This is a genomic window from Bacillus infantis (assembly GCF_008180445.1).
Lineage (GTDB): Bacteria > Bacillota > Bacilli > Bacillales > Cytobacillaceae > Bacillus_AB > Bacillus_AB infantis_B.
Map to the genome: position 1 here is coordinate 310,210 of NZ_VTER01000007.1, position 21,510 is coordinate 331,719.

Genomic DNA, 21,510 nt, shown 5'->3' on the forward strand with positions numbered 1-21,510 from the left:
GAGCATGTATCCAGTCTATCCTTATTACGGAAAAAAAGAGGAATGCAAAGAAAAGCCGCTGTCTTTCCCGCCGCAGCATCAGGATGTACAGCCCGGCCTGGAATATAAGATGGTGCCAAGACCGATTTCGGAGGACCCCGGCTACCGGGGGTCGGGAAAACTGAAAGGGAAGGTGGCGATCATCACCGGCGGCGACAGCGGGATTGGCCGTGCCGCGGCTTACGCGTTTGTAAAGGAAGGTGCCAAGGTTGTCATTGTCTACCTGAATGAGCATCAGGATGCCAGGGAAACACAGGAAAGGATACGGGAGCTTGGCGGGGAAAGCCTTTTTATCGCCGGCGATATGAGAAGGGAGGACTTTTCCCGGGAAATTGTCGAAAAAACGCTTCATCATTTCGGAAGGATCGATATCCTCGTCAATAACCATGGCGTCCAATTTGTGCAGAAAAGCATTCTCGATATCACAAGGGAACAGCTCTTCGACACCTTTGAAACCAATATTTTCGCGTTTTTCTACTTAACAAAAGCCGTTCTTCCCCATATGAAGGCAGGGGGCTCCATCATCAATACAACGTCCGTTACGGCCTACGAAGGCCATAAAGATCTGATTGACTATTCCTCGACAAAAGGCGCGATCGTAACCTTTACAAGGTCCTTATCATTGTCGCTTGAGAAAATAGGAATCCGGGTGAATGCCATAGCTCCCGGTCCTATCTGGACACCGCTCATCCCCGCCAGCTTCTCTGCGAAGAAGGTATCAGAATTCGGCACAGATACGCCGATGAAAAGGGCCGGCCAGCCGTTTGAGCTGGCGCCGGCGTATGTTTACCTTGCCTCCGACGACTCCCGCTATATGAGCGGGCAGGTGCTTCATATCAACGGCGGGACGATGGTAAGTTCATAAGGAAAGCTGCCGGGCGGGCTGGCCCGGTTTTTTTGTGGAGAACTGTTCAGGACCCCTGGGGAGCTGTGCCTTGGCCAGTTTTTCACAGTTGGGAAGTAAAACGGGAAGGTTTGGGACGGTTTCCTGAAGAATACCCTATTAGAGAACTCTTTCATGCAAATGCATAAAATATATTTGAATAGCCGTATCTTTTCTTCCTCCCTGATCCGTTTAAAGGGCAGAGATGTGTAAAAGGAGTGAGCAGCGATGGTAATGAAGCAGAAAAAGGCAGACCAGATGCCGGGATTGGCGGAGAAGGCGGATGAGATGTATCCCGCCCTTCAGCGCTATAGCCGATTTCTGGCAAGGAACAGCTGGGATGGAGACGACCTGGCCCAGGAGGCTTTCCTACGTGCCGCCAGCAGCTATGAGCCTGAGCGGGTCAGCCAGGCGCTTTTGAAGAAAATTGCCTATAACTGCTGGGTGGATGTGGCACGCAAACGGAAAAAGGAGCAGCTGGAGGAGGCGCCGGAGCCCGTCCGGAATGAAGAGAAGCAGTACGTCAGCAGTGAAGCTGCCGAAAAGCTGCTGGAATGCCTGACCTTGAAGCAGGCAGTCATTTATGCTCTTAAGGAAGGGTTCCAATATACCTCAAAGGAAATTGCAGGACTGATGCAGACAACCGAATTTGCCGTAAAGTCGGCCTTAAGCCGGGCGCGCAGGCAGCTGCAGTCAGATGCAGACTCAGGCAATCCTGACACCGGGAGCGAAGAGGCTGCCTTTGTTGCCAGGCTGCTGGTAAAGTCCCTCCAGGAAGAAGACCCTGGCTGTCTTCTAAGGGCGCTTCCCATGCTGCCGTCCCTGAAAAGCCTGTCTGTCCATGCTGAGCCAAAGCCTTGCCAGCGCAGGCAGTCTCCTCCGCAATGCACACTCTCTATCGCGGCGTAGACCGCAGAAAGGGAGGATTGGATATGACGGCAATACCTTATGTAATCGAACAGTCGAGCAGGGGCGAGCGCTCCTATGACATCTATTCACGGCTTCTGAAGGACAGGATCATCATGATTGGAGAAGAGATCAATGATCATGTGGCAAACAGTGTGATTGCCCAGCTTCTGTTTCTTGCCGCAGATGCGCCTGACAAGGATATCTCCCTCTACATTAACAGTCCGGGAGGCTCCACTACGGCAGGCTTTGCGATCTATGACACCATGCAGTACATCAAGCCTGATGTCAGGACAATCTGCACGGGGATGGCCGCTTCCTTCGGTGCGATGCTCCTGCTCGCCGGCACGAAAGGCAAGCGCTGCAGCCTGCCAAACAGCGAAATCATGATCCATCAGCCGCTCGGCGGGGCCAGGGGGCAGGCAACTGAAATTGAAATATCCGCGAAACGCATTCTAAAGCTCCGGGAGCATATCAACGGAATCATTTCTGAAAAAACGGGCCAGCCTGTTGAAAAAGTGGCCAGGGATACAGACCGCGACTATTTTATGAGCGCCGAAGAAGCGAAAGAATACGGGATTATCGATACTATTATCTTTCATAGCTGATAACAGGAATGGCAGCCTTTTAGGAAGGGCTGCTTTTTTTTGAAAAATTGAATCTTAAATCATATTGGGAAATCTGGATGAAGGTCACGAAACAAAGAAAATATGGTAATATTTAGGGAGGTGAAGGAGGCGGGATATGACTAAGAAATCTTTGAAATGGGGGATTGGAGCGATAGTGCTATTGGCCATATTGCTATCTTTTGATAAATGGAAACTGTATAAGGAAGAAAAGCCTCCACTCCCTGAAATCGTGGCAGATGGCAAGGAGGCTTCAGCAGTTCTGTTTGATTATTCATGGAACGGGACGGACACATCCAAAGCATTGAATAAAGCTAATCTATCAGACTCCCTGGAAAGCATGGAGGCACTGCCGGTCGGTCCATATTCAGATCTGGCTGTCTCTTTTCCGGAAAAGCCTGATAGAATGACCATTTCGGCCTGGGATCCGCGGCTTGAGGAAGAAATCTATAAACAGGATGGATCTGTCTACAATTTCACGAACCGTCCCGGAACTGTGACTCTTGTGATTAAGGCTGAATGGAATAAAGGCAGGGCAACGTATTTAACCAGAATCAAAACTGAAAAGATTGTCTCTTATCAGGAACTTCTGGCCCCTGATAAAGAGGTTCAAACCGTCATTGGATTTTCTGCCAGCGGTTCATCATCTCTTGCATTTGCCAATAAAAAACCAGGCGATCGATTTTCCGCTGGATACGTATCTGGAGAATTGGATTATTTACAAAAAGCATATCCCGAACTGGAACTGAATGAGCTTCCCTCTTATTTTGTTTTTAAGCAGGAGAAGATTGTTTATCGTACAACTGACATGCAGGAGCTGAAATCTTATATATCAAAGCACTAGGGAAAAATAATATGGACACCATATAAAAGAAAACTCCCGCTTACACACGGGAGTTTCGCTGTTTATTTTTTTGTTCTTGGCGCAAGCGGTTCCTTGCTCAATGATTTGAGGAGCGAAATGCACATAAAAACAAGGATGACGGTGAACGGCAGGGCTGCGACAAGCGAGGCAGTCTGCAGTCCCTCGAGCCCGCTGCTGAGCAGGAGAACAGCCGCAATCGCACCGATCAGGATGCCCCAGACGATACGCACACCGAGTGGAGGCATCAGTGAGCCCTTGGAGGTCATGCTGCCGAGAATATAGGTTGCCGAGTCCGCTGAGGTGATGAGGAACGTGAATATCAGCAGAATCGAAAGGATGGAAACAATAAATGTCAATGGCAGTTCACCATATGTTGTAAACAGGGCACTGGTAACATCCGCATTGACTGCTTCAGCAATGCTGGTTCCCTGGAACAGGTCAAAGTGCAGGGCGGTCCCGCCAAACACGGCTGTCCATAAAAGGGCGATCAGCGGCGGGATGAGCAGTACGCCGACGACAAATTCCCTGATGGTCCGGCCCCTTGATACCCGGGCGATGAACGCACCGACAAACGGGGACCAGGCAATGGCCCATGCCCAATAGAAAATCGTCCAGTCGCGCACCCATGTACCTCCTTTATAAGGGGTCAGGCGCAGGCTCCAGTTGATGAAATTGGTTATATAATCACCGATCCCCTGTGTGAAGGTATTCAGGACGAATACAGTCGGTCCGAAAATGAATACAAAAAGCATGATGATCAGAGCAAGGGAAAGGTTAAGATTGCTCAAATACTTGATTCCTTTATCCAATCCTGTCGTAGAAGACAAGAGGAAAAGGGCTGTCAATACAACGATGATGATAATCTGCACCCAAGGACTGTTAGTGATACCGAAGGCAGCATTCAATCCGCCGTTGATCTGCAGGATTCCAAGCCCTAGGGATGTGGCTACCCCAAGGACAGTGGCAATGACAGCCAGGATATCAATGAATTTCCGGAGGCCTGTCCGCTCTTTTTTAACACTGATGATCGGCTTGAGCGTAGTGGAAACAAGCCCGTCCTGCTTTTTGCGGAATTGAAAATAGCCGACTGCAAGTCCGACAATCGTGAAGACGGACCATTGGCTGACGCCCCAATGGAAGAACGAATAGCCCATGGCAGTCCTTGCTGCTTCAGGTGTGAGCCCTTCCATATCAGCAATGGGAGGCGAAAAGTAATGGCTCATCGGCTCGGCGATCCCCCAGAAGACAAGGCCGATGCCGAATCCTGCACTGAAGAGCATGCCGATCCATGTGAAAAAGGAATATTCCGGTCTTTCATCATTTCCGCCAAGCCTGATGCGGCCATATTTGCTGATCGCCAGGAATAGGCAGAATAATACAAAGAGGAGTACCGATAGCAGGTAGAACCAGCCAAAGGCGTATGTGGTGAAATCGAAGGCTTTCTGTGCGGCCCCTGAAAAAATATCAGGCAGGAAGACGCCTGTGAGGACAAGCAGAAGGATCACTGAAGCAGAGACCCAAAAAACACTGTTTAATGACTTATCTTGCAGTTCATTCATAGAATACCCCCTGTTTTTTCTCTATATTTAACCTTAACATGTATAAAAGACTGGAGAAAACGCCATCAATAGCTGAAAATGGCAATATCCAAGAATATATGGCGGGAAAGCCGGGATTTCGCAGCCTTTAGAGTGCCTCACGTACATATATACCCAAATAAGCAAGCTAGCAACCTATTTAGCAAAAAATCTGAATTCACAAGGAGCTGGATGGAATGTATCTCAAGCATCTCGAAGAAAAATTCATCCTGCACAGGAATGCTGAGCAGGCAGTGCCGATGAGAAAATATATGAAAGACAACTTCCCGTTCCTGGGAATAAGGACACCGGAGCGCAGGAAGCTGACAAAGGAATTTTTTGCAGAAACCGGTATCCTGAGGGAGCCCTTTCAGAATGAACTGGTTTCGAAGCTATGGAAGAAGGAAGAAAGAGAATATCAATATGCAGCCTGTGACTATATCCTCAGCTCCTTGAAGAAGCTTGTAAAAGAGGACATGCTATTTATGGAGAGATTGATTACAGAAAAACCCTGGTGGGATACTGTTGATACATTGGCTGCCCATCCTGTCGGCCATATTGCCTCCGCTCATCCGGAAACCATTGAGGAGACAGTGAAGGAATGGGCATATGGCAGCCATCTGTGGCTGAGAAGGACAAGCATCATCTTTCAGCTCCGGTACAAGCAAAATACAAGTGAAGACATCTTGTATGAATTCATCAGCCAGAACGCCGGAAGCAAAGAATTTTTCATCCAAAAAGCAATCGGCTGGGCATTGAGGGAGTACAGCAAGACAAACCCGGAGTCAGTCAGAAGCTTTATCAGCAAGACTTCGCTCGCACCCTTGAGCATCCGTGAGGGTAGCAAATATTTAAAGTAAGAAGGAAAAACTGATAGAATGCTACATAGATTTAAAAAACAATTCTAGTAGGTGAAGAAATCATGGTGAAATGCATCGCGATTGATATGGACGGGACACTGCTGACCGCAACCCAGCAGATTACAGAAGAAAACAAGAAAGCGATCCAGAAGGCTCAGGCTGAAGGGGTGGAAGTGGTCATCGCCACAGGGCGGTCTTATTTTGAGGCAAACTTTGTCCTCGATGAAGCGGGGATCCGCTGCCCGATGATCTGCGTCAATGGGGCTGAAGTAAGGTCCATCGATAAAGAAGTCATAGCCAGCAATCCGCTCGACAAATCGACGGCAAGGACAGCCGGCATGGCACTCCTGCAAAATGGCGTTTATTTTGAAGTGTACACAAACAAAGGCACATACACGATTGATGCCGATAAAGGCGTCTCTATCATCGTTGACATCTTCATGAGTGGAAACCCTGAAGCGGATGTGGATGAAGTCATGAAGGCAGCAGAGGAAAGGTTCACAAAAGGGCTTGTCCAGAAGGTGGACAGCTACGATATCCTCTTTGATGATACAGAGCATCAAATTTATAAGCTCCTTGCCTTCTCATTCGACGCTGAAAGGCTCGCAGCGGCAAAGGAAGCCCTTTTGCCGCTTGAAGACGAAGGGCTCGTCATCAGCTCTTCCGGTGAGGAAAATCTGGAACTGACAAGCAAACAAGCACAAAAGGGCGTTGCGCTTGAAGCCTTCCTTGAAAAAAGCGGGACAGGCATCCAGGATGCGATGGCAATAGGCGATAACTATAACGATCTTTCTATGTTCAAACGGGTGGGCAGGTCTGTCGCCATGGGCAATGCAGACGAAATCATCAAGGCACAGTGTGACTTTGTGACGCTGACCAATGAAGAAAGCGGAGTGGCAAAAGCAATCCTGGATGCCCTTAAGGCATAAGGAAATGACGGCACGAACCGGCCTGTTTTTTGGACGTTTTGAAACCTTTAACTGAAAGGCGGAGATACTGTGAAAAAATCAGCCTTATTCATGCTGCTCGGTTTGCTGGCAGCAGCGGGCTGCTCGGCAGAAGACAAATCGAATGAGACAGAGCCGAGGCAGCAGGAAAGCGAGGAAGCGGCTTCAGCCGTGCCGGAGGCGGAGGAATTCGCGGCCGATCTGAAGACCCCGTGGTCAATCGACAAGGCAGGAAGCACCTTTTATATGACCGAAAGGACAGGGAGCATTGTAAAAGCAGAAGAAGGCAGCCTGGAGAGGCAGGAGGTCCGCCTGAAAAAGAAACTCTCACAAGCTTCAGAGGCCGGCCTGCTAGGCTTTGTCCTTTCCCCGGATTTTGAAAGCTCTGGAGAAGCCTTTGCGTATTATACGTATGAAGAAGGGTCTGTACAGCAGAACCGGATCGTCGTGCTGAAGCAGACGGATGATGCCTGGGAGGAAACAAGGCTGCTGCTCGATGGGATTCCGAGCGGGCAATACCATCATGGAGGCCGCCTGAAAATCGGCCCTGACGGCAAGCTTTATGCTACCACGGGCGACGCGGCAGCCGATCCGGAAATCGCCCAGGATCTGGATTCCCTCGGCGGCAAAATCCTCCGGATGAATCTGGATGGAACGGTTCCCGACGATAATCCATTTGCCGGATCGTATGTATACAGCTACGGCCACCGCAATCCGCAGGGGCTTGCCTGGGCTGAAGACGGCACTCTCTATGCCTCTGAGCACGGGCCATCCGCCAATGATGAGATCAACCGGATCGAGGCCGGGAAAAACTATGGCTGGCCAGTCATCCAGGGCAAGCAAGAGAAGGAAGGCATGGAAACGCCGCTCTTCACCTCAGGGGAAGACAATACCTGGGCTCCATCCGGCATTGCCATCAAGGACGGCAAGCTATATGCGGCTGCGCTGAGGGGTACTGCAGTTCTTGAATTCAACCTGGAGTCAGGAGAGCAAAAGGAAATCATCACCGGTGCCGGAAGGATCAGGGATGTGCTGCTATCAGATGATGTCCTGTATTTCGCCAGCAATAATACGGATGGCCGCGGCAACCCCGGGCCAAACGATGATAAGCTGTATAAAATCCGGCTATCAGAATAGAAAAGAGGCAGGCTCACTGGGGAAATAGTTCAGATAATGTGGAGAGAACAGTCCAAATAATAGACGTTTACGTAACATATATAGCATGGGAAACAAAAAAGCTTGGGATATCCCAAGCTTTTTACTTTAACAAAGTTTTTCATTAGCGCACTTAATTGCTGAATAGTTGAACGGCCCGGTTCCCTTTAAACTTTTGGATGCTTAAACAAAAGAAACCAGGTTCCTGCAAATGGATATTTATAGAGGGAGTAATTGCCCTTATTTAGCGAATAGTACTGAAAACCTCTTATATAGAGGGAGAAATTCCTCTTATTTGACTTGAAAACGTGAAAAAAGATAGATTTTCTTTGTATAGAGGGAAAAACTCCCTTTATTTTCTCTAAAAACCACTTTTAATCTGCACTAAGAGTAAAAGCTCCCCTTATTTTTCTATCACTTTCCTATGATAGGGGAGAAAGGCCGTTCATGACAAAACGGATGGTCCGCTCCACTTCGGCGTCATCATCCCACTCTGCCTCGGGCAGGAACAAATAGCGGATAGCCAGGTGGCCGATTAAGGCGCTGAAAGTCATCCGCACAATGCTTTTTGGCGGGATATCAGGTATAATCTGGCCCTGCTCCTGATAATATTCCACAATTTTTATGAACTGCTGAAAAACCTTTTCGGCAATCTGTTCAATAAATCGTTTCTTCAAGTCAGGATGAAAAGGGATTTCCTGTATCAATATTTTAAAAATCGGCAGGTTTTTCTTTAAAAAGGCAATGCGGTTGTCAAGCAGGGAACGGAGGAAGTCCTCATAGCGGATCGGGCGCTGCTTCAGCACCTGCTCGATGTCCTGAATGAGATAGGGGGCCACCAGATCGCTCATGATTGGCTCGACAATGGCCAGCAGAAGATCTTTTTTCGTTTTGTAGTGCCGGAAAATCGTGCCCTCCGCCACACCTGCCAATTTGGCAATCTCACTTGTCGATGTTGCGGAAAAGCCTTTCTCTGAAAACATTTGAATGGCCGCAAGCAGGATGCTTTTCTGCTTCTCTGTCAGTCCGGCTTGTTCTCCGAATAGATAATAGATCAGGGATTCTTGTTCAGGCATAATCTGCTCCTTATACGATAGGTTTTCACCTTGTCTGATAAAGCCATTATAAATCATATCCGGAGGAAAAGAAAAACAGCTAGATCCTGCGGTATCTTTTCAGGGCAAGGACATTGAGCAGGGCAAAGGCGAGAGAGAATCCAGCCAGGACAATAAGATCCGGATAAATATCCCCAAAGCCATATCCCCGGACCATCACATCCCTTAAAGCATTCGCAGCATAATAGAGCGGTGTCAGCGGCCCGATCCAGCTGAGCCAGCCGGAGATCGTCTCCAGGTTGAACAGCCCGGAAAAGAAGATCTGCGGCACGACCGCAAGCGGGATGAACTGGATCATCTGGAGCTCATTATTGGCAAAAGCAGATAAAAAGATGCCGAGTGTAAGAGCTGTCAAGGAAAGCAGCAGGACAGTGAGCAGCACATAAATGAAAGAACCTTCCATTCTCATATCAAGCACATAAACGGCAAAAGAGGCAATGATGCCTGCCTGGAGCATGGTGAAAATGCCGAAGCCTGCAATATATCCTCCTACGATCTCCCAGCGCCTCAAAGGACTGGCCAGGAGCCGCTCAAGCGTGCCGGTAGTCCTTTCCCGCAAAAACGAAACGCCTGCAATCAGGAAAACAAAGAAGAAGGTAAAAAAGCCGACCAGAACCGGCCCGAAGTAATCGAATTGTCCCATATCTGGTGAGCCGTGCAGCTGGCTGATTTCCAGGCCGGGCTCCTGGCCGCCGGGCTGAAGCTGCTTGAAAGCTTCTTGGATTTCCTGTGCCGCTTCCCTGCTTATGCCGGGATCGCTTCCTTCCAGTCTGACCGTTGGTGTCCCATTTTTCATGGACAGATAGGCATCCAGTTTTCCTTCCTTCAGGTCGGCTTCTGCCTGCTTAGCTGAGTCATATTCAGTCAGGGCTGCATCCTGGAACTCAAGCCCTTCGGACCATTCTTGCGGAATGCCGGCCAGCCCGATCTCAGGTTTATAATCTTCTCCGTTAAAGACGAGATGCAGCATCGTCAGGATGAGGATCGGAGCGAGAATCATAAGTGCCATTGTCCGTTTATCGCGTAAAAATTGCCTTAAAATCCTGATAACCAATGCAGTCAGCCTCATTGCTGTTCACCTCCATAGGCGAGAAAGGCTTCTTCAATTGTGCTTGCATCCTTTTCCGCTTTTAATTCTGCCGGGCTGCCTGACGCAATCAGCCTGCCATCCCGCAGCAGCCCGAGCCTGTCGCACTTTTCGGCCTCATCCATGACATGGGTGGTGATGATCAATGTCTTGCCGTTCTGCTTCAACTCCTGAAAGGCAGACCAGATGCTTTGGCGCAGAACGGGATCGATCCCGACCGTCGGTTCATCAAGAATCAGGAGTTCCGGTTCATGAAGAAGGGAAATGGCAAGCGACAGCCGTCTTTTCATCCCGCCGGAATAGTTGGAGACAAGTTTATCCATATGCTCAGATAACCCGACAACCTGCATGGATTCCTGCATCCGCTCTTTTTTGCGGGACCCCTTCAGGCCGTATAAGGAAGCAAAAAAGCTGAGGTTCTCTGCAGCCGTTAGCTCGCCGTAAAGAGCATCTGATTGGGCCATATAGCCGATCCTCTCCAAAAGGCTTAAAGATGGAACCTTTTCGCCGAAAATCGTGATGTCCCCGGCATTGGGAATATCCAGTCCGGCAATTTGCTTAATCAGGGTGGTTTTGCCTGCACCGGATGGACCGAGCAGTCCGTAGATTTCCCCCTGATGAATAGTCAGGTTGAGACCGGTGAGAACATCCTGGCTTCCGAATCTCCTGCTGACATTTTTAATTGAAACGAGCGGAGTTTGATTTTTCATGAAAAAAATCACCTCTTTCAAATTTGTGAGTGATTACTCACTTAATGTTATAGTGTGTTCATAATTTTGTAAAGTGAGTAATCACTCACAAAGGGTGGGTAAATTTAAACCTGACTCCAATCCCTGAAAAAGGTATAATGTTTTCTGTACCAGCAAATCTTTTAAACGGGGTGCAGAATATGGCTGATTTTAAATCAACTGTCATTATAAGAAGACCAGTAGCAGAAGTTTTCCAATACGCCACCAACCCGGACAACGCGCCTGAAATTATGCCGAATGTCGTCAAGATGGAAAAGGCCACGGACGGTCCGATCGGGCCATCGACGAAATTCATTGAAACAAGGATGATCAGGGGCAAGAAGGTCAAGGCTGAAATTGAATATACACAATTTGAACAGGACAGGTCCTATACAGCAAAAAGCAATTCCAATGGGCTGGTTGTCACGTATGATTATACATTCACGGAAATTGATGAAGGCACGCAGGTGGAGCTCGAAGCCAATATCCACACATCCGGCTTCATCATGTCCCTGACAAAGCCAATGCTCGTAAAGATTATTAAAAAAGAAGATGGCAGGCAGCTGTCCTATCTGAAGCAGATGCTGCAGGGGGATGAAGATTAAAAAAAGAGCCCGGGGGCTCTTTTTTTAATGGATATGGTGGCTCTTGCTATCCGATTTTAAAATTTATAAGTCCAGAACCGCTCATTCTGAATCCAGGCTGTAGCCTGCGGGTCTTTATTTTTCAGTTTTTCCTCGGTTTGGGCAGCCATCAGCTGCGTCTGGGAAAGATGCGCTTTAATGGCAGCAAGCTTCTGGTCGACAACGGCACTGACATCATTGAGAATATCCGCTTCACCAAGCTCATCGACGCAGTTATTGGAAAATGCCACACAATGCAGCTTCGGCCGGTCCTGCTCAGGCAGGCGCTCAAGCGCTCTGACAACAGCTGCCCCTGTTGCATCATGGTCCGGGTGAACCGAATATCCCGGATAAAAGGAGATGACCAGTGACGGATTCACTTCTTCTACAATGGAGAAAAGGTGGTCGGTGAGCAATTTTTCATCCTCAAATTCAATTGTTTTGTCACGGTAGCCGAGCATCCGCAAATCCTGGATCCCCAGGACGCGGGCAGCCTCCTTCAATTCTTTGCGGCGAATCAGCGGCAGACTCTCCCTCGTTGCAAAAGGAGGGTTACCCAGATTGCGCCCCATCTGGCCAAGCGTCAAGCATGCATATGTAACAGGGGTCCCGCCGTTGACATGGGAAGCAATCGTGCCTGACACGCCAAACGCTTCATCATCCGGGTGCGGGAAAATGACGAGTACATGTCTTTCCTTATCCATTAGCTATTTCTCCTTTCACATTTATTCAAACGGAGTCTCACTGATCTGCAGAGCCACAGCAAGCTTTCCGCCGTTATCATGGCCGGCCATCAGCAGGCGGCCGATTTCATCCACTTCAAAATGGGTGATGCCCTCTGCATACACCCAGCCGAATTCCATTTTCAAACCGACTCTGAACGGGCCGTCCCCGGTGATCTTTCCGAGCTCATATTTGAGGGATGCGTTTCGGATATAGGCTCCGGCAGAGAAAAAAGACTCATCAAAATGGGATGCGTATGCCCCATTTGTGGTTTCGAGGTGAACAAAAACGTTCTTTCCGGCAAGCCGGCTGATTTCCTTTTGCACCTCTTCTTTTACGACAGGCTTCATATATATGCCTCCTTTCAGCTCAATGCTGCTGTTCCTTGAATGAGATTATTTTACTAAAAAAGGAATGGAAAAGCGAAATCGGCGCTTCCACATTCCTTTTAAGCAGCGGCAGTTTTTCCTCCGCTATCAGATTTTCCGGCCCTCGGCTTTTTCGATTGAGCCATTGCTGCGATAAGCACCGTGCATCGTAGGACCCACATACTCGTTAAGGCGGAACCCATGACGGATCGCTTCTGTAATGAAGGATTTCGCGGTCTCGACAGCTTCTGTCACGCTATGGCCCTTCGCAAGCCCTGCTGTTACTGCAGAAGAATAGGTGCAGCCTGCCCCATGTGTATAAACAGTATCAATCAGCTCGTTTTCAAACAGGGTGAAGTCTTTTCCGTCGTATAGGAGGTCAGCCGCTTTTTCATGCTTCAGCTTGCTGCCGCCTTTGATCAATACATACTTCGCACCCATGTCATGAATTTTGGCTGCTGCTTCCTTCATATCATCAATGGTGCGGATCGGCCCGGTCTGTGCCAGCTGCCATGCTTCAAACAGGTTCGGCGTTACCACTGTTGCCCGCGGAAGAAGAAGCTCCCTCATCGCGTCAGTGGTCTCCGGGTTCAATACTTCATCTTCGCCCTTGCAGACCATTACAGGGTCAATGACTGTATTGCCCAATTTATTTTCATCCATTACCTTTGCCGCCAGCTCAATGATTTCCACCGTTCCGAGCATGCCGGTCTTCATGGCATCGATGCCGACAGAAAGGATGGTTTCAAGCTGCGCCTTCAGCGTTTCGATCGGCAGCGGATGTACATGATGATGCCATTGGTCTTTCGGATCCATCGTGACAATCGTTGTCAGTGCAGTCATCCCATACACACCGAGCTCCTGGAATGTTTTCAGGTCCGCCTGGATGCCTGCTCCTCCGCTCGTATCCGATCCAGCAATCGTAAGTACTTTCTTCATAGTCATGTCATGCGCCTCCCATTATTGTTCTAATTATGATTATAACAATATTATATCTCAGTACAATTGGAACGAATTGCAGGGACCCCTTTTCTTTTCGCCAAAATTTACCTATGATAAAAACAGAAATAGAAGATTGAGCGGTGATAAAGATGAAGAACATCCTATATATCGAAGATGATAAAGAAATCGGCAAATGGACGAAAGATTATCTCCTTGAGAAAGGCTACTCGGTCGACTGGCTGCAGTCAGGGGAGGGAGCAGCCCAGTCAGCGGCCACGGCGGACCTGGTCATCCTTGATGTGATGCTCCCGGGGCTTGACGGTTTTACAGTCGGCCAGCGCCTTAAGAAGGATGCTCCAGGAATCCCCATCCTGATGCTGTCGGCCCGGACGGCTGTCGATGATAAGCTGCAGGGCCTGCAGTTTGCTGATGATTACCTGACAAAGCCATTTCATCCGGAAGAGCTGGCGGCAAGGGTCGACGTACTGCTCCGAAGATACGGGAAACCGGAACAGAGCCAGCTTCGGCTTCGCCATCTCGAAGTCAGCCCTGGGGAAAACCGGATCACCGATACAAGGAGCGGCGAAGAGATCATCCTGACAGGCAAGCAGCATCAGATTTTCATGTACATGCTCCGCCATCCGAACCAGATTCTCACAAAAGAGCAGATTTATGAGGCAGTCTGGGGGGAGCCCTATATGGACGGTGATAAAACCTTGATGGTCCACATCCGCTACCTGCGCGAAAAAATTGAAGAAAACCCGGGCTCGCCTGCCATCCTGGAAACCATCCGGGGCATCGGCTACAGGGTGAAGCAATGAAGCCAAAATCACTGCAGGGCCGATATCTGCTCATCATCCTGCTGGCGCTGGTGCTCATGCCAATCACATTTCCGCTCGTTTCAGTTTTGTTCCATATCCCATTTTCCATGCAGGAGCATGACCCGAACCTCTACGAAGACAGCGAGGGCATGGAATCAATGTGGAAGAAAGAAGGGGAGCAGCTCGGCGGCAGGACGGATGAGGAAATCAATGAGAGGCTCCGGGAGCTGAAGCAGAAGTACAATAAGGCAAGCATCTTCTGGGTCGACGGACAGGGGAGCACAAAGCTGAAGCTTCCTGAGCAGATTAAGGTCCCTGCCCAGTGGGACCCGCTGTACACAATAGATTTCATGAAGACGAACCGGGGCCTTGAAGCTGATCCTTATACCGTCGTTTCATTCATCGGGTCCAGGAAATCCGAAGGGTTCATGGTCATCCAGGTGCCCCGGGGAGAAATGGACACAGAATGGGAAAAAGTAAGCAGAAGCTATGACTATTATTATCTTATTGCCACCTTTGCCGTGCTTGGACTATTTCTTTTTGTGTCATGGATTTTCTTTTACAGGATCCGCCAGAGGCTTCTCCGTTTACAGGAGGCTATGGACAAGCCGGCTGACGGAGGGATCCCCCTGCCGATTGCCATTGAAAAGAAGGATGAAATCGGCCAGCTGGAAGGGGCTTTTAACCGGATGATCGACCAGCTTGAAACAGGCAGGCAGCGGGAGCGGGAAGAAGAAGAGCTCAGGCGCCAGCTGATCGCCAATCTGTCCCATGACCTCAGAACACCGCTGACAACAATCAGGGGCCATGCCTATTCTTTGAAAAAAGAAATCACTTCCGAAAAAGGCCGGGAATCTCTCGAACTCATTGACAATAAAGTCAGCTATCTCGGCCAGCTGATCGAAAACCTGCTTTCCTATACACTATTAACCTCAGGCAAGTATCCATACAATCCGGAAGAAACCGATATCGTCCGGCTCGTAAAAACCTCGGCAGCCGCCTGGTATCCTGTTTTTGAAAATGAAGGCTTCGAGCTTGATATCGAGCTGCCGGACAAGAGTATCTACTGGGATATAGACGGGCAATGGATGAACCGCATCCTCGACAATCTGTTTCAGAATATCCTCCGGCACGCCGCCCAGGGCAAATATGCCGGTGTCCTGCTGGATGCGGAAAAGGAAATCCTTCTGATTAAGGATAAAGGTCCGGGAATGACAGGAGAGTCGGCTGGAAAAGGCGCCGGCATCGGGCTTTCTATTGCTGCTCTCATGCTGAAGGAGATGGATTTTGACCTTCAAATTAACAGCAGCAGCGGCGGGACGGAGATGGTGATTGGGAGGAAGGGGGATTCGGGAATAGGGCATAAGGATGGATAAATATTGAGGAGGGTTCAGATGATTTCATCTGGACTCTTTTTGTTTTTTAAAATTTTGAGGCGATAGGAAACAATCCAAATTTAAAAACCTTGTTGATTGCAGTGGAAGGCACGAAGACTCCTGTGGGAGATAGCGGAAATGTTGAGACCCCACAGCGCGCAAGCGCGAGGAGGCTCAACTCCGCCCCGCGGAAAGCGAAGTGCCTGGAACGGAAATCAACAGACGAAGTTCGAAGCGATAAAAATATTTATAAAGGGTCAGTCGCTTTTCTTGGAAAATGGAAAAAATTGTATGAAAGGTCGAATAACCAAAAAAGTAGGGCGAATCATTTCATTTTTAGGGCGAATCATTGAAATTTTAGGTAGAAAAACGCTGAATTTGGGTGGAATCAGCCGGAAATCATGCATATCGGCGCCAGCTGCTACTAAGATAGATGGAATTTTTCAAAGAAATTCATCAAATGCAGCCTACATCCATCTTTTTTTAAACCAAATTTAAACTTCCCCCCACCCCCAGCTTAACCTTCCCGGGATAAAATGGTTCCGAGGTGAAGAAAATGAGCGAATTAATCTTGGAAACGAATGGTTTAACGAAAAAATTCGGGAAACGGAGTGCGGTTGAAAATGTGGACCTGCGTCTGGCGAAAGGCGAAATATACGGCTTCCTCGGCCCGAACGGTGCGGGCAAAACGACGACGATCCGGATGCTGCTCGGGCTGGCCAGGCCGACGGGCGGATCCATCCAGATTTTTGGCAAGGACCTGAAAAAAGAGAAGCTGCAGATCCTCCGCAAAGTCGGCTCCCTTGTTGAATATCCATCCTATTACGGACATCTGACCGCCATCGAAAATCTTGAGGCTCTCCGCAGGATTCTCGAGGTGCCAAAATCGCGGATTGATGAAGTGCTGGCCATTGTCCGCTTATCAAAGGAAGCAAAGCGTCCGGTAAAAGGCTTTTCCCTTGGGATGAAGCAGCGGCTTGGAATTGCCGCCGCCCTGCTTGCGAACCCTGAATTGCTGATCCTGGACGAGCCGACGAACGGACTGGACCCATCAGGCATTCTTGAGATCCGCGAACTGATCAAAAGCATGCCGGCACAGCATGGGATGACCATCCTCGTCTCCAGCCATCTATTGTCCGAGATCGATCAGATGGCAACACAGGTGGGCATCATCTCAAAAGGGTCGATGATTTTCCAGGATTCGATCCATGTTCTCAGGCAGAGGGCAAACAGCCAGATCAGCATCTTAGTCAATGACACAGAAAAGGCCTGGAGAGCGCTACTGTCAAACGGCATCCAGGCAGAAAAAGAGCGGGAACATCTGCTGCTGGACGGGACAGACACCCAGGTGGCAGCGGCTGTGGAAACACTGGTCCGCCATGATGTTTCTGTATACCGTGTCCAGGAGCAGCGAAAAACGCTTGAGGACATTTTCCTGGAGCTGACAGGAGAAGGGGGAAGCCTCTGATGATGAACATGCTTTCCGCCGACTTTCTGAAAATCAAAAGAAAAATGATCCTGTTTCTCGTTTTTCTCGGCCCCTTTGGCGTTGTCGCTCTTGAAGCGGTCAACTTCGGGCTCCGCTATGAGTATCTGACAGGAGTTTATGCAAAAGATTTATGGAAAGGCTTGATCGGTGAAGCCAGCTTCCTCAGCATCCCTGCGATCATGCTCGGGCTTGCGCTGGTCACCAGCATGATTGCCAATATTGAGCATCAGACAAATGCCTGGAAGCAGCTCCTGGCCCTTCCGGTTTCTAAAGGAAAGGTATTTACCTCCAAGTTTCTATTGGCAGCCATCTTATTGTTTATTTCCTGTGTACTGCTATTCGTTGGGCTGATCATTCTGGGACTGATCCTCGGCTTTGGCACAAACATTCCCTTCTTTCATCTGGCGGAATCGGTGTTCTTTCCTTATTTGGCTGGGATGCCTTTCATTGCGCTGCAGTTATGGATTTCCATCACCATGAAAAATCAGGCCATCCCGCTGACGGCCGGCATCCTGGCGACGGTGCTGGCCCTGTTTTCCGTGAAGTTTCCCGACTGGGTCCCGCTGAAATGGCTGTTCCTTGAGAGCTGGGGCGGTCCTTTTTATTCGGCACTGGCTGGCGTCCTGCTCGGCATCGCAGTCTACTTGACCGGGCTGATCGATTTTTCCAGAAAGGAAGTGAAATAGCATGTTCAATCTATTAAGTTCTGAATGGCTGAAGCTAAGAAAGTCTTCTGTCTGGCTGCTTATCTTTATAAGCCCCCTTCTGGCATCTCTGGCTGGCTTTGCCGAAGCTGATGTGCCTGGGATGGAAGGGGAGCTTCAATGGCTCTACACCCTCAGCAGCATGGCATTCGTCCATGCGCTGCTGTTCCTGCCGCTCTTGACCGGTGTATTCTCTGCATTTGTCTGCCGCTATGAGCATCTGGGCGGAGGCTGGAAGCAGCTGCTGTCACTGCCGGTATCCCGGAGGAATGTATATATCGTCAAATTCAGTCTTGTCATGGGTCTGATCGCTGTTTCCCAGCTGCTCTTTTTAGGCGGCCTGCTGCTGGTCGCACAGCTGAAAGGATTCGATGCACCGATTCCGTGGAAAATCATCCTGGAAAGCATAGCCGGCGGATGGGTTGCCTGCCTTCCGGTCGCGGCCCTGCAAATGTTTGTTTCATCCGCATGGTCAAGCTTTGCCGCTCCGCTGGCCATCAATGTGGTCTTTACACTCCCAAACATTCTGATAGCCAACTCAGAAACCTACGGCCCGTTCTATCCATGGGCACAGCCGTTTCTGACCATGATCCCACGGATGGGAGAAGAATTCGGTGCACTGAATGCCTCCATGGAAACACTGTTCATCGTCATCCTCGGCGGCTTCATCCTGTTTTTCCTATCAGGATTGACGTACTTTCAGCGCAAGGAGATTTAGCCATCAGCTTTGTGTAGAAAAATTAAGTAAGATCTTCCGGATCAAAAAATTTAGTCTTGAGAACTTTGCTGCTGTTTTCCGTTCCAGGCACTTCGTTTCCGCGGGGCGGCGCTGAGCCTCCTCCCGCTCCGCGGTGCGGGGTCTCAGCCTTGCCGCTATCTCCCGCAGGATTCTGCGTGCCTTGCACTCCAAACAGCAGGTTTCCTAAAGTTAGTTGGACAAGTCTGCATCATAACGGGGCTGCTGTTTTCCGTTCCAGGCACTTCGCTTTCCGCGGGACGGCGCTGAGCCTCCTCCCGCTCCGCGGTGCGGGGTCTCAGCCCTGCCGCTATCTCCCGCAGGAGTCTGCGTGCCTTGCACTCCAAACAGCAGATTTCCTAAAACTTTTTATGCAACTTCTTATTTTCCGCAGTTTTTTTCCTCTGTCGCCACTAAACTCTTTTTACACCCCTCCATGGATGTTTTTCCCAATACCTATTATTCCGCCATCAAGAAAGCTACAATAGATACAGATACCAAAAAGGAGGCTGCTGCATGAAAGCAACAGGAATCATCCTTGCGGGCGGGCGTTCAAGCCGGATGGGCCAGAATAAGGCGCTTATGACCTTAGAGGGAATCACGGTCATTGAACGGGTGCGTGACGAGCTGAAAAAGACAGTCCAGAGTATCATCATTGTCACCAACACCCCGGAAGACTACGATTTTCTCGGCTGCCCGATGGCTGGTGACCTCTATCAGGACGGAGGGCCGCTTGCCGGACTCCATGCAGGACTGAAAAAGTCGCAAACAGACTATAATCTTGTCGCAGCCTGTGATATGCCCTTTCTTTCAGCCGGGCTTGGCAGCATCCTTTTAAACGAGCTGGGCGAATGCCAGGCGGCTGTCCCGAAAATCTCCGGGCAGCTTCACCCCTTGTTCGGTGCCTATCACAAGGGGTTATACCGGAGGGCAGAGGAAATGCTGGAGGCAGGCGACCGTAAAATGAGGAATCTGCTAACAGTGGACAGCCGGATTTTATCAGAGAAAGAGCTTTTGGAAAAAGGCTGGGAGGGTGAGGAAGCCTGTTTTTTCAATATGAACCATCCTTCTGAATACGAGCAGGCTAAGCGTATGCTCGGGAAAGAATCTTAACATTGGGAATGGGAAGCCAATCCTGCTATTCTATATAGATAAAAACTTCGAGAATCCTAAGAGGTGAGAAAATGGATTTTGAATTATCAAAAGAACCGATTGATGTGCAGGCTGTCACTGATAAAGTCATCCAGCGGAATGCAGGGGCGGTCACGGTGTTTATCGGGACGGTCAGGGAGCTGACGGGCGGCAAGAAAACCCTGTATCTAGTGTATGAAGCATACGAGCCAATGGCAGTGAAGAAGCTTGAGCAGATCGGCCATGAAATAGAAGAAAAATGGGCAGGCGCGAAGGCAGCCATCACCCACCGGACAGGCAGGCTGGATATTACCGATATAGCCGTCGTCATTGCTGTATCAACTCCGCACAGGGCGGATGCCTATGAAGCGAACCGCTATGCCATCGAAAGAATCAAGGAGATAGTCCCTATCTGGAAAAAGGAACACTGGGAGGACGGGGAAGAATGGATCGGCAACCAGCTTGAAACCGTATCTTATCCGGCTGGCCGTCCGCAAAAGGAGGATCTGGATGAATAAAATCAAACTGTTTGCCCATTTGCGCGAAAGTACAGGACAGGAAGAAATAGAGCTCGAGGCTGCGGGGAAGACGATCAATGAACTGAAAGCCATGTTAACCGAAGCCTATCACCTTAATCTGGAAACCGTAATGACAGCAGTGAACGAAGAGTTCGCCCTGGATCACGAGCTGATCAAAGAGGGAGACGTCATTGCTTTCATCCCGCCGGTCAGCGGCGGCTGAGGAGGGGAATAGGTTGGACGAAAGATATTCGCGCCAGACGCTGTTTCCCGGAATCGGCTCAGCTGGACAGGAGAAGATTGCCAGGAAGCATGTCCTGATCATCGGGGCCGGGGCACTGGGCTCAGGCTGTGCAGAGCTACTGATCCGTGCCGGTGCCGGGAGTATGACAATCATTGACAGAGATTATGTGGAAGAAAGCAATCTTCAGAGGCAGCAGCTTTATGCAGAGAAAGATGCGAGAGAAAAGCTGCCGAAAGCGAAGGCGGCAGAAAGGCGGCTGAAGGAAATAAATTCTTCCGTCAGCTTAAGCTGCATTGTCGGGGATGCAGACCCTTCCTTGCTGGCCGAGCTTGCGCCTGGAACTGATCTGATGATTGATGCCACTGACAATTTTGAAACGAGAATGGTCATCAATGATTTGTCGCAAAAACTCGGGATACCTTGGATTTACGGGGCTTGTGTCGGCAGCTTCGGAATGAGCTTTACCGTGATCCCGGGCAAGACCCCCTGCCTGAATTGCCTTCTGAAAGCTGTTCCGCTTCAGGGGCTTACCTGTGATACAGGGGGCATCATCGGACCGGCCGTCCAGATGACTGTAGCCCATCAGGGGGCAGAGGCGCTGAAAATCCTGGCAGAAGACTGGGGCGCTGTCAGGACTTCGTTTGTCAGCTTCGATCTTTGGCACAGCCAGTATACAAATATGGGGACTGCCAAAGCCAAGGATCCGGGCTGCCCTTCATGCGGGGCTGAAAGGACCTATCCTTACCTGGAGCTGGATAACCGGACCAGGACAGCCGTACTCTGCGGCCGGGATACAGTCCAGATCCGCCCGCCCGGTAAGCGGGACCTGGATCTTGAAGGGCTGGCAGGGCAGCTTGGCCGGCTCGGCTATGAAGTAAAGGGCAATCCGTATCTTCTGTCTGCCGAGCTTGGTGCCGAAAGGGCCGTCTTTTTCAGTGATGGACGGGCGCTCATACATGGCACGAAGGATGAGGCGCATGCCAAGTCCATTTACCAGCGGCTGCTCGGTTAAATGCAAGAACCCCTCTGCCCGGCTGCAGAGGGGTT

Annotated in this window: 25 protein-coding genes; 18 read left to right on the plus strand and 7 right to left on the minus strand. The window is 49.8% G+C overall.

Features of this window, described 5'->3' with window-relative positions:
* Positions 1 to 4: 4 nt before the first annotated feature.
* The 4 genes from FZD51_RS15585 (at position 5) to FZD51_RS15600 (ending at position 3,298) form a co-directional block, all read left to right on the plus strand.
* Positions 5 to 904, plus strand: coding sequence for an SDR family oxidoreductase (locus FZD51_RS15585; protein WP_148975618.1), 900 nt, complete (start codon positions 5 to 7; stop codon positions 902 to 904).
* 246 nt (positions 905 to 1,150) lie between these two features.
* Positions 1,151 to 1,831 (plus strand): sigma-70 family RNA polymerase sigma factor, encoded by a 681-nt coding sequence (locus tag FZD51_RS15590; protein WP_148975619.1) that lies wholly within the window; start codon positions 1,151 to 1,153, stop codon positions 1,829 to 1,831.
* A 23-nt stretch (positions 1,832 to 1,854) separates the two neighbouring features.
* Positions 1,855 to 2,436 carry an ATP-dependent Clp endopeptidase proteolytic subunit ClpP gene (gene clpP, locus FZD51_RS15595; RefSeq protein WP_009794366.1) on the plus strand — a complete coding sequence of 194 codons (582 nt, stop codon included), beginning with the start codon at positions 1,855 to 1,857 and terminating at the stop codon, positions 2,434 to 2,436.
* A 136-nt stretch (positions 2,437 to 2,572) separates the two neighbouring features.
* Positions 2,573 to 3,298, plus strand: coding sequence for a hypothetical protein (locus FZD51_RS15600; protein WP_148975620.1), 726 nt, complete (start codon positions 2,573 to 2,575; stop codon positions 3,296 to 3,298).
* A 62-nt stretch (positions 3,299 to 3,360) separates the two neighbouring features.
* Here the strand turns inward: FZD51_RS15600 and FZD51_RS15605 are convergent, their stop codons facing one another.
* Entirely contained in the window at positions 3,361 to 4,878 is a 1,518-nt protein-coding gene (locus tag FZD51_RS15605) for a glycine betaine uptake BCCT transporter (RefSeq protein WP_148975621.1), read from the minus strand.
* A gap of 215 nt (positions 4,879 to 5,093) precedes the next feature.
* On the opposite strand from FZD51_RS15605, the gene FZD51_RS15610 reads away from it, so the two are divergent.
* The 3 genes from FZD51_RS15610 (at position 5,094) to FZD51_RS15620 (ending at position 7,840) form a co-directional block, all read left to right on the plus strand.
* On the plus strand, positions 5,094 to 5,756 hold the full coding sequence (locus tag FZD51_RS15610; RefSeq protein ID WP_148975622.1) for a DNA alkylation repair protein: 663 nt from the start codon (positions 5,094 to 5,096) through the stop codon (positions 5,754 to 5,756).
* A gap of 62 nt (positions 5,757 to 5,818) precedes the next feature.
* On the plus strand, positions 5,819 to 6,685 hold the full coding sequence (locus FZD51_RS15615; protein WP_148975623.1) for an HAD family hydrolase: 867 nt from the start codon (positions 5,819 to 5,821) through the stop codon (positions 6,683 to 6,685).
* A 69-nt stretch (positions 6,686 to 6,754) separates the two neighbouring features.
* Complete coding sequence (locus tag FZD51_RS15620) at positions 6,755 to 7,840, plus strand: PQQ-dependent sugar dehydrogenase (RefSeq protein WP_187445783.1); 1,086 nt, start codon at positions 6,755 to 6,757, stop codon at positions 7,838 to 7,840.
* Between the two features lie 440 nt (positions 7,841 to 8,280).
* On the opposite strand, the gene FZD51_RS15625 is transcribed toward FZD51_RS15620, so the two are convergent.
* The 3 genes from FZD51_RS15625 to FZD51_RS15635 all read right to left on the minus strand — a co-directional run bounded on the left by FZD51_RS15625 (position 8,281) and on the right by FZD51_RS15635 (position 10,770).
* Positions 8,281 to 8,934, minus strand: coding sequence for a TetR/AcrR family transcriptional regulator (locus FZD51_RS15625; protein WP_148975624.1), 654 nt, complete (start codon positions 8,932 to 8,934; stop codon positions 8,281 to 8,283).
* 79 nt (positions 8,935 to 9,013) lie between these two features.
* A complete protein-coding gene (locus tag FZD51_RS15630) occupies positions 9,014 to 10,042 on the minus strand; it encodes an ABC transporter permease (protein ID WP_148975625.1) in 1,029 nt (342 codons plus the stop codon).
* Positions 10,039 to 10,770 carry an ABC transporter ATP-binding protein gene (locus FZD51_RS15635; RefSeq protein ID WP_148975626.1) on the minus strand — a complete coding sequence of 244 codons (732 nt, stop codon included), beginning with the start codon at positions 10,768 to 10,770 and terminating at the stop codon, positions 10,039 to 10,041. Before FZD51_RS15635 ends, FZD51_RS15630 begins: the two co-directional genes overlap by 4 nt.
* 179 nt (positions 10,771 to 10,949) lie before the next feature.
* Here FZD51_RS15635 and FZD51_RS15640 point away from each other — a divergent pair, with 179 nt between their 5' ends.
* Positions 10,950 to 11,393, plus strand: a complete 444-nt coding sequence (locus FZD51_RS15640; RefSeq protein WP_148975627.1) for an SRPBCC family protein — start codon at positions 10,950 to 10,952, stop codon at positions 11,391 to 11,393.
* 56 nt (positions 11,394 to 11,449) lie between these two features.
* Here FZD51_RS15640 and bshB2 read toward each other — a convergent pair whose 3' ends face one another.
* The 3 genes from bshB2 to pdxK all read right to left on the minus strand — a co-directional run bounded on the left by bshB2 (position 11,450) and on the right by pdxK (position 13,447).
* Complete coding sequence (gene bshB2, locus FZD51_RS15645; protein WP_148975628.1) at positions 11,450 to 12,115, minus strand: bacillithiol biosynthesis deacetylase BshB2; 666 nt, start codon at positions 12,113 to 12,115, stop codon at positions 11,450 to 11,452.
* Positions 12,116 to 12,136: 21 nt separating this feature from the next.
* Positions 12,137 to 12,484 carry a YojF family protein gene (locus FZD51_RS15650; RefSeq protein ID WP_148975629.1) on the minus strand — a complete coding sequence of 116 codons (348 nt, stop codon included), beginning with the start codon at positions 12,482 to 12,484 and terminating at the stop codon, positions 12,137 to 12,139.
* A 126-nt stretch (positions 12,485 to 12,610) separates the two neighbouring features.
* On the minus strand, positions 12,611 to 13,447 hold the full coding sequence (pdxK, locus tag FZD51_RS15655; RefSeq protein WP_148975630.1) for a pyridoxine/pyridoxal/pyridoxamine kinase: 837 nt from the start codon (positions 13,445 to 13,447) through the stop codon (positions 12,611 to 12,613).
* A gap of 146 nt (positions 13,448 to 13,593) precedes the next feature.
* Here pdxK and FZD51_RS15660 point away from each other — a divergent pair, with 146 nt between their 5' ends.
* The 10 genes from FZD51_RS15660 to FZD51_RS15705 all read left to right on the plus strand — a co-directional run bounded on the left by FZD51_RS15660 (position 13,594) and on the right by FZD51_RS15705 (position 21,475).
* Positions 13,594 to 14,265: a response regulator transcription factor gene (locus FZD51_RS15660; RefSeq protein WP_187445785.1), complete on the plus strand. Its 672-nt coding sequence runs from the start codon at positions 13,594 to 13,596 to the stop codon at positions 14,263 to 14,265.
* On the plus strand, positions 14,262 to 15,641 hold the full coding sequence (locus tag FZD51_RS15665; protein ID WP_148975631.1) for a HAMP domain-containing sensor histidine kinase: 1,380 nt from the start codon (positions 14,262 to 14,264) through the stop codon (positions 15,639 to 15,641). Before FZD51_RS15660 ends, FZD51_RS15665 begins: the two co-directional genes overlap by 4 nt.
* A 138-nt stretch (positions 15,642 to 15,779) precedes the next feature.
* Positions 15,780 to 16,139, plus strand: coding sequence for a hypothetical protein (locus FZD51_RS26230; protein ID WP_187445786.1), 360 nt, complete (start codon positions 15,780 to 15,782; stop codon positions 16,137 to 16,139).
* 58 nt (positions 16,140 to 16,197) lie between these two features.
* Positions 16,198 to 17,109, plus strand: a complete 912-nt coding sequence (locus tag FZD51_RS15675; protein ID WP_148975633.1) for an ABC transporter ATP-binding protein — start codon at positions 16,198 to 16,200, stop codon at positions 17,107 to 17,109.
* A complete protein-coding gene (locus tag FZD51_RS15680) occupies positions 17,109 to 17,816 on the plus strand; it encodes an ABC transporter permease (RefSeq protein WP_187445787.1) in 708 nt (235 codons plus the stop codon). Before FZD51_RS15675 ends, FZD51_RS15680 begins: the two co-directional genes overlap by 1 nt.
* Position 17,817: 1 nt before the next feature.
* The gene (locus FZD51_RS15685; RefSeq protein ID WP_148975635.1) at positions 17,818 to 18,552 is read left to right on the plus strand and encodes an ABC transporter permease; all 735 of its coding nucleotides are present in this window, start codon (positions 17,818 to 17,820) and stop codon (positions 18,550 to 18,552) included.
* A 534-nt stretch (positions 18,553 to 19,086) separates the two neighbouring features.
* Positions 19,087 to 19,683: a molybdenum cofactor guanylyltransferase gene (gene mobA, locus FZD51_RS15690; protein WP_148975636.1), complete on the plus strand. Its 597-nt coding sequence runs from the start codon at positions 19,087 to 19,089 to the stop codon at positions 19,681 to 19,683.
* Positions 19,684 to 19,754: 71 nt separating this feature from the next.
* Positions 19,755 to 20,219: a molybdenum cofactor biosynthesis protein MoaE gene (locus FZD51_RS15695; RefSeq protein WP_148975637.1), complete on the plus strand. Its 465-nt coding sequence runs from the start codon at positions 19,755 to 19,757 to the stop codon at positions 20,217 to 20,219.
* The gene (moaD, locus tag FZD51_RS15700; protein ID WP_148975638.1) at positions 20,212 to 20,442 is read left to right on the plus strand and encodes a molybdopterin converting factor subunit 1; all 231 of its coding nucleotides are present in this window, start codon (positions 20,212 to 20,214) and stop codon (positions 20,440 to 20,442) included. Before FZD51_RS15695 ends, moaD begins: the two co-directional genes overlap by 8 nt.
* A gap of 13 nt (positions 20,443 to 20,455) precedes the next feature.
* Positions 20,456 to 21,475 carry a ThiF family adenylyltransferase gene (locus FZD51_RS15705; RefSeq protein ID WP_148975639.1) on the plus strand — a complete coding sequence of 340 codons (1,020 nt, stop codon included), beginning with the start codon at positions 20,456 to 20,458 and terminating at the stop codon, positions 21,473 to 21,475.
* Positions 21,476 to 21,510: the final 35 nt, after the last annotated feature.

What these genes read in the sequence shown, in the direction of transcription:
- FZD51_RS15585 (WP_148975618.1), top strand. Translation starts at nt 5, where the DNA reads ATGTATCCAGTCTATCCTTATTACGGAAAAAAAGAGGAATGCAAAGAA.
- FZD51_RS15590 (WP_148975619.1), top strand. Translation starts at nt 1,151, where the DNA reads ATGGTAATGAAGCAGAAAAAGGCAGACCAGATGCCGGGATTGGCGGAG.
- clpP (WP_009794366.1), top strand. Translation starts at nt 1,855, where the DNA reads ATGACGGCAATACCTTATGTAATCGAACAGTCGAGCAGGGGCGAGCGC.
- FZD51_RS15600 (WP_148975620.1), top strand. Translation starts at nt 2,573, where the DNA reads ATGACTAAGAAATCTTTGAAATGGGGGATTGGAGCGATAGTGCTATTG.
- FZD51_RS15605 (WP_148975621.1), bottom strand. Translation starts at nt 4,878, where the DNA reads ATGAATGAACTGCAAGATAAGTCATTAAACAGTGTTTTTTGGGTCTCT.
- FZD51_RS15610 (WP_148975622.1), top strand. Translation starts at nt 5,094, where the DNA reads ATGTATCTCAAGCATCTCGAAGAAAAATTCATCCTGCACAGGAATGCT.
- FZD51_RS15615 (WP_148975623.1), top strand. Translation starts at nt 5,819, where the DNA reads ATGGTGAAATGCATCGCGATTGATATGGACGGGACACTGCTGACCGCA.
- FZD51_RS15625 (WP_148975624.1), bottom strand. Translation starts at nt 8,934, where the DNA reads ATGCCTGAACAAGAATCCCTGATCTATTATCTATTCGGAGAACAAGCC.
- FZD51_RS15630 (WP_148975625.1), bottom strand. Translation starts at nt 10,042, where the DNA reads ATGAGGCTGACTGCATTGGTTATCAGGATTTTAAGGCAATTTTTACGC.
- FZD51_RS15635 (WP_148975626.1), bottom strand. Translation starts at nt 10,770, where the DNA reads ATGAAAAATCAAACTCCGCTCGTTTCAATTAAAAATGTCAGCAGGAGA.
- FZD51_RS15640 (WP_148975627.1), top strand. Translation starts at nt 10,950, where the DNA reads ATGGCTGATTTTAAATCAACTGTCATTATAAGAAGACCAGTAGCAGAA.
- bshB2 (WP_148975628.1), bottom strand. Translation starts at nt 12,115, where the DNA reads ATGGATAAGGAAAGACATGTACTCGTCATTTTCCCGCACCCGGATGAT.
- FZD51_RS15650 (WP_148975629.1), bottom strand. Translation starts at nt 12,484, where the DNA reads ATGAAGCCTGTCGTAAAAGAAGAGGTGCAAAAGGAAATCAGCCGGCTT.
- pdxK (WP_148975630.1), bottom strand. Translation starts at nt 13,447, where the DNA reads ATGACTATGAAGAAAGTACTTACGATTGCTGGATCGGATACGAGCGGA.
- FZD51_RS15660 (WP_187445785.1), top strand. Translation starts at nt 13,594, where the DNA reads ATGAAGAACATCCTATATATCGAAGATGATAAAGAAATCGGCAAATGG.
- FZD51_RS15665 (WP_148975631.1), top strand. Translation starts at nt 14,262, where the DNA reads ATGAAGCCAAAATCACTGCAGGGCCGATATCTGCTCATCATCCTGCTG.
- FZD51_RS26230 (WP_187445786.1), top strand. Translation starts at nt 15,780, where the DNA reads ATGTTGAGACCCCACAGCGCGCAAGCGCGAGGAGGCTCAACTCCGCCC.
- FZD51_RS15675 (WP_148975633.1), top strand. Translation starts at nt 16,198, where the DNA reads ATGAGCGAATTAATCTTGGAAACGAATGGTTTAACGAAAAAATTCGGG.
- FZD51_RS15680 (WP_187445787.1), top strand. Translation starts at nt 17,109, where the DNA reads ATGATGAACATGCTTTCCGCCGACTTTCTGAAAATCAAAAGAAAAATG.
- FZD51_RS15685 (WP_148975635.1), top strand. Translation starts at nt 17,818, where the DNA reads ATGTTCAATCTATTAAGTTCTGAATGGCTGAAGCTAAGAAAGTCTTCT.
- mobA (WP_148975636.1), top strand. Translation starts at nt 19,087, where the DNA reads ATGAAAGCAACAGGAATCATCCTTGCGGGCGGGCGTTCAAGCCGGATG.
- FZD51_RS15695 (WP_148975637.1), top strand. Translation starts at nt 19,755, where the DNA reads ATGGATTTTGAATTATCAAAAGAACCGATTGATGTGCAGGCTGTCACT.
- moaD (WP_148975638.1), top strand. Translation starts at nt 20,212, where the DNA reads ATGAATAAAATCAAACTGTTTGCCCATTTGCGCGAAAGTACAGGACAG.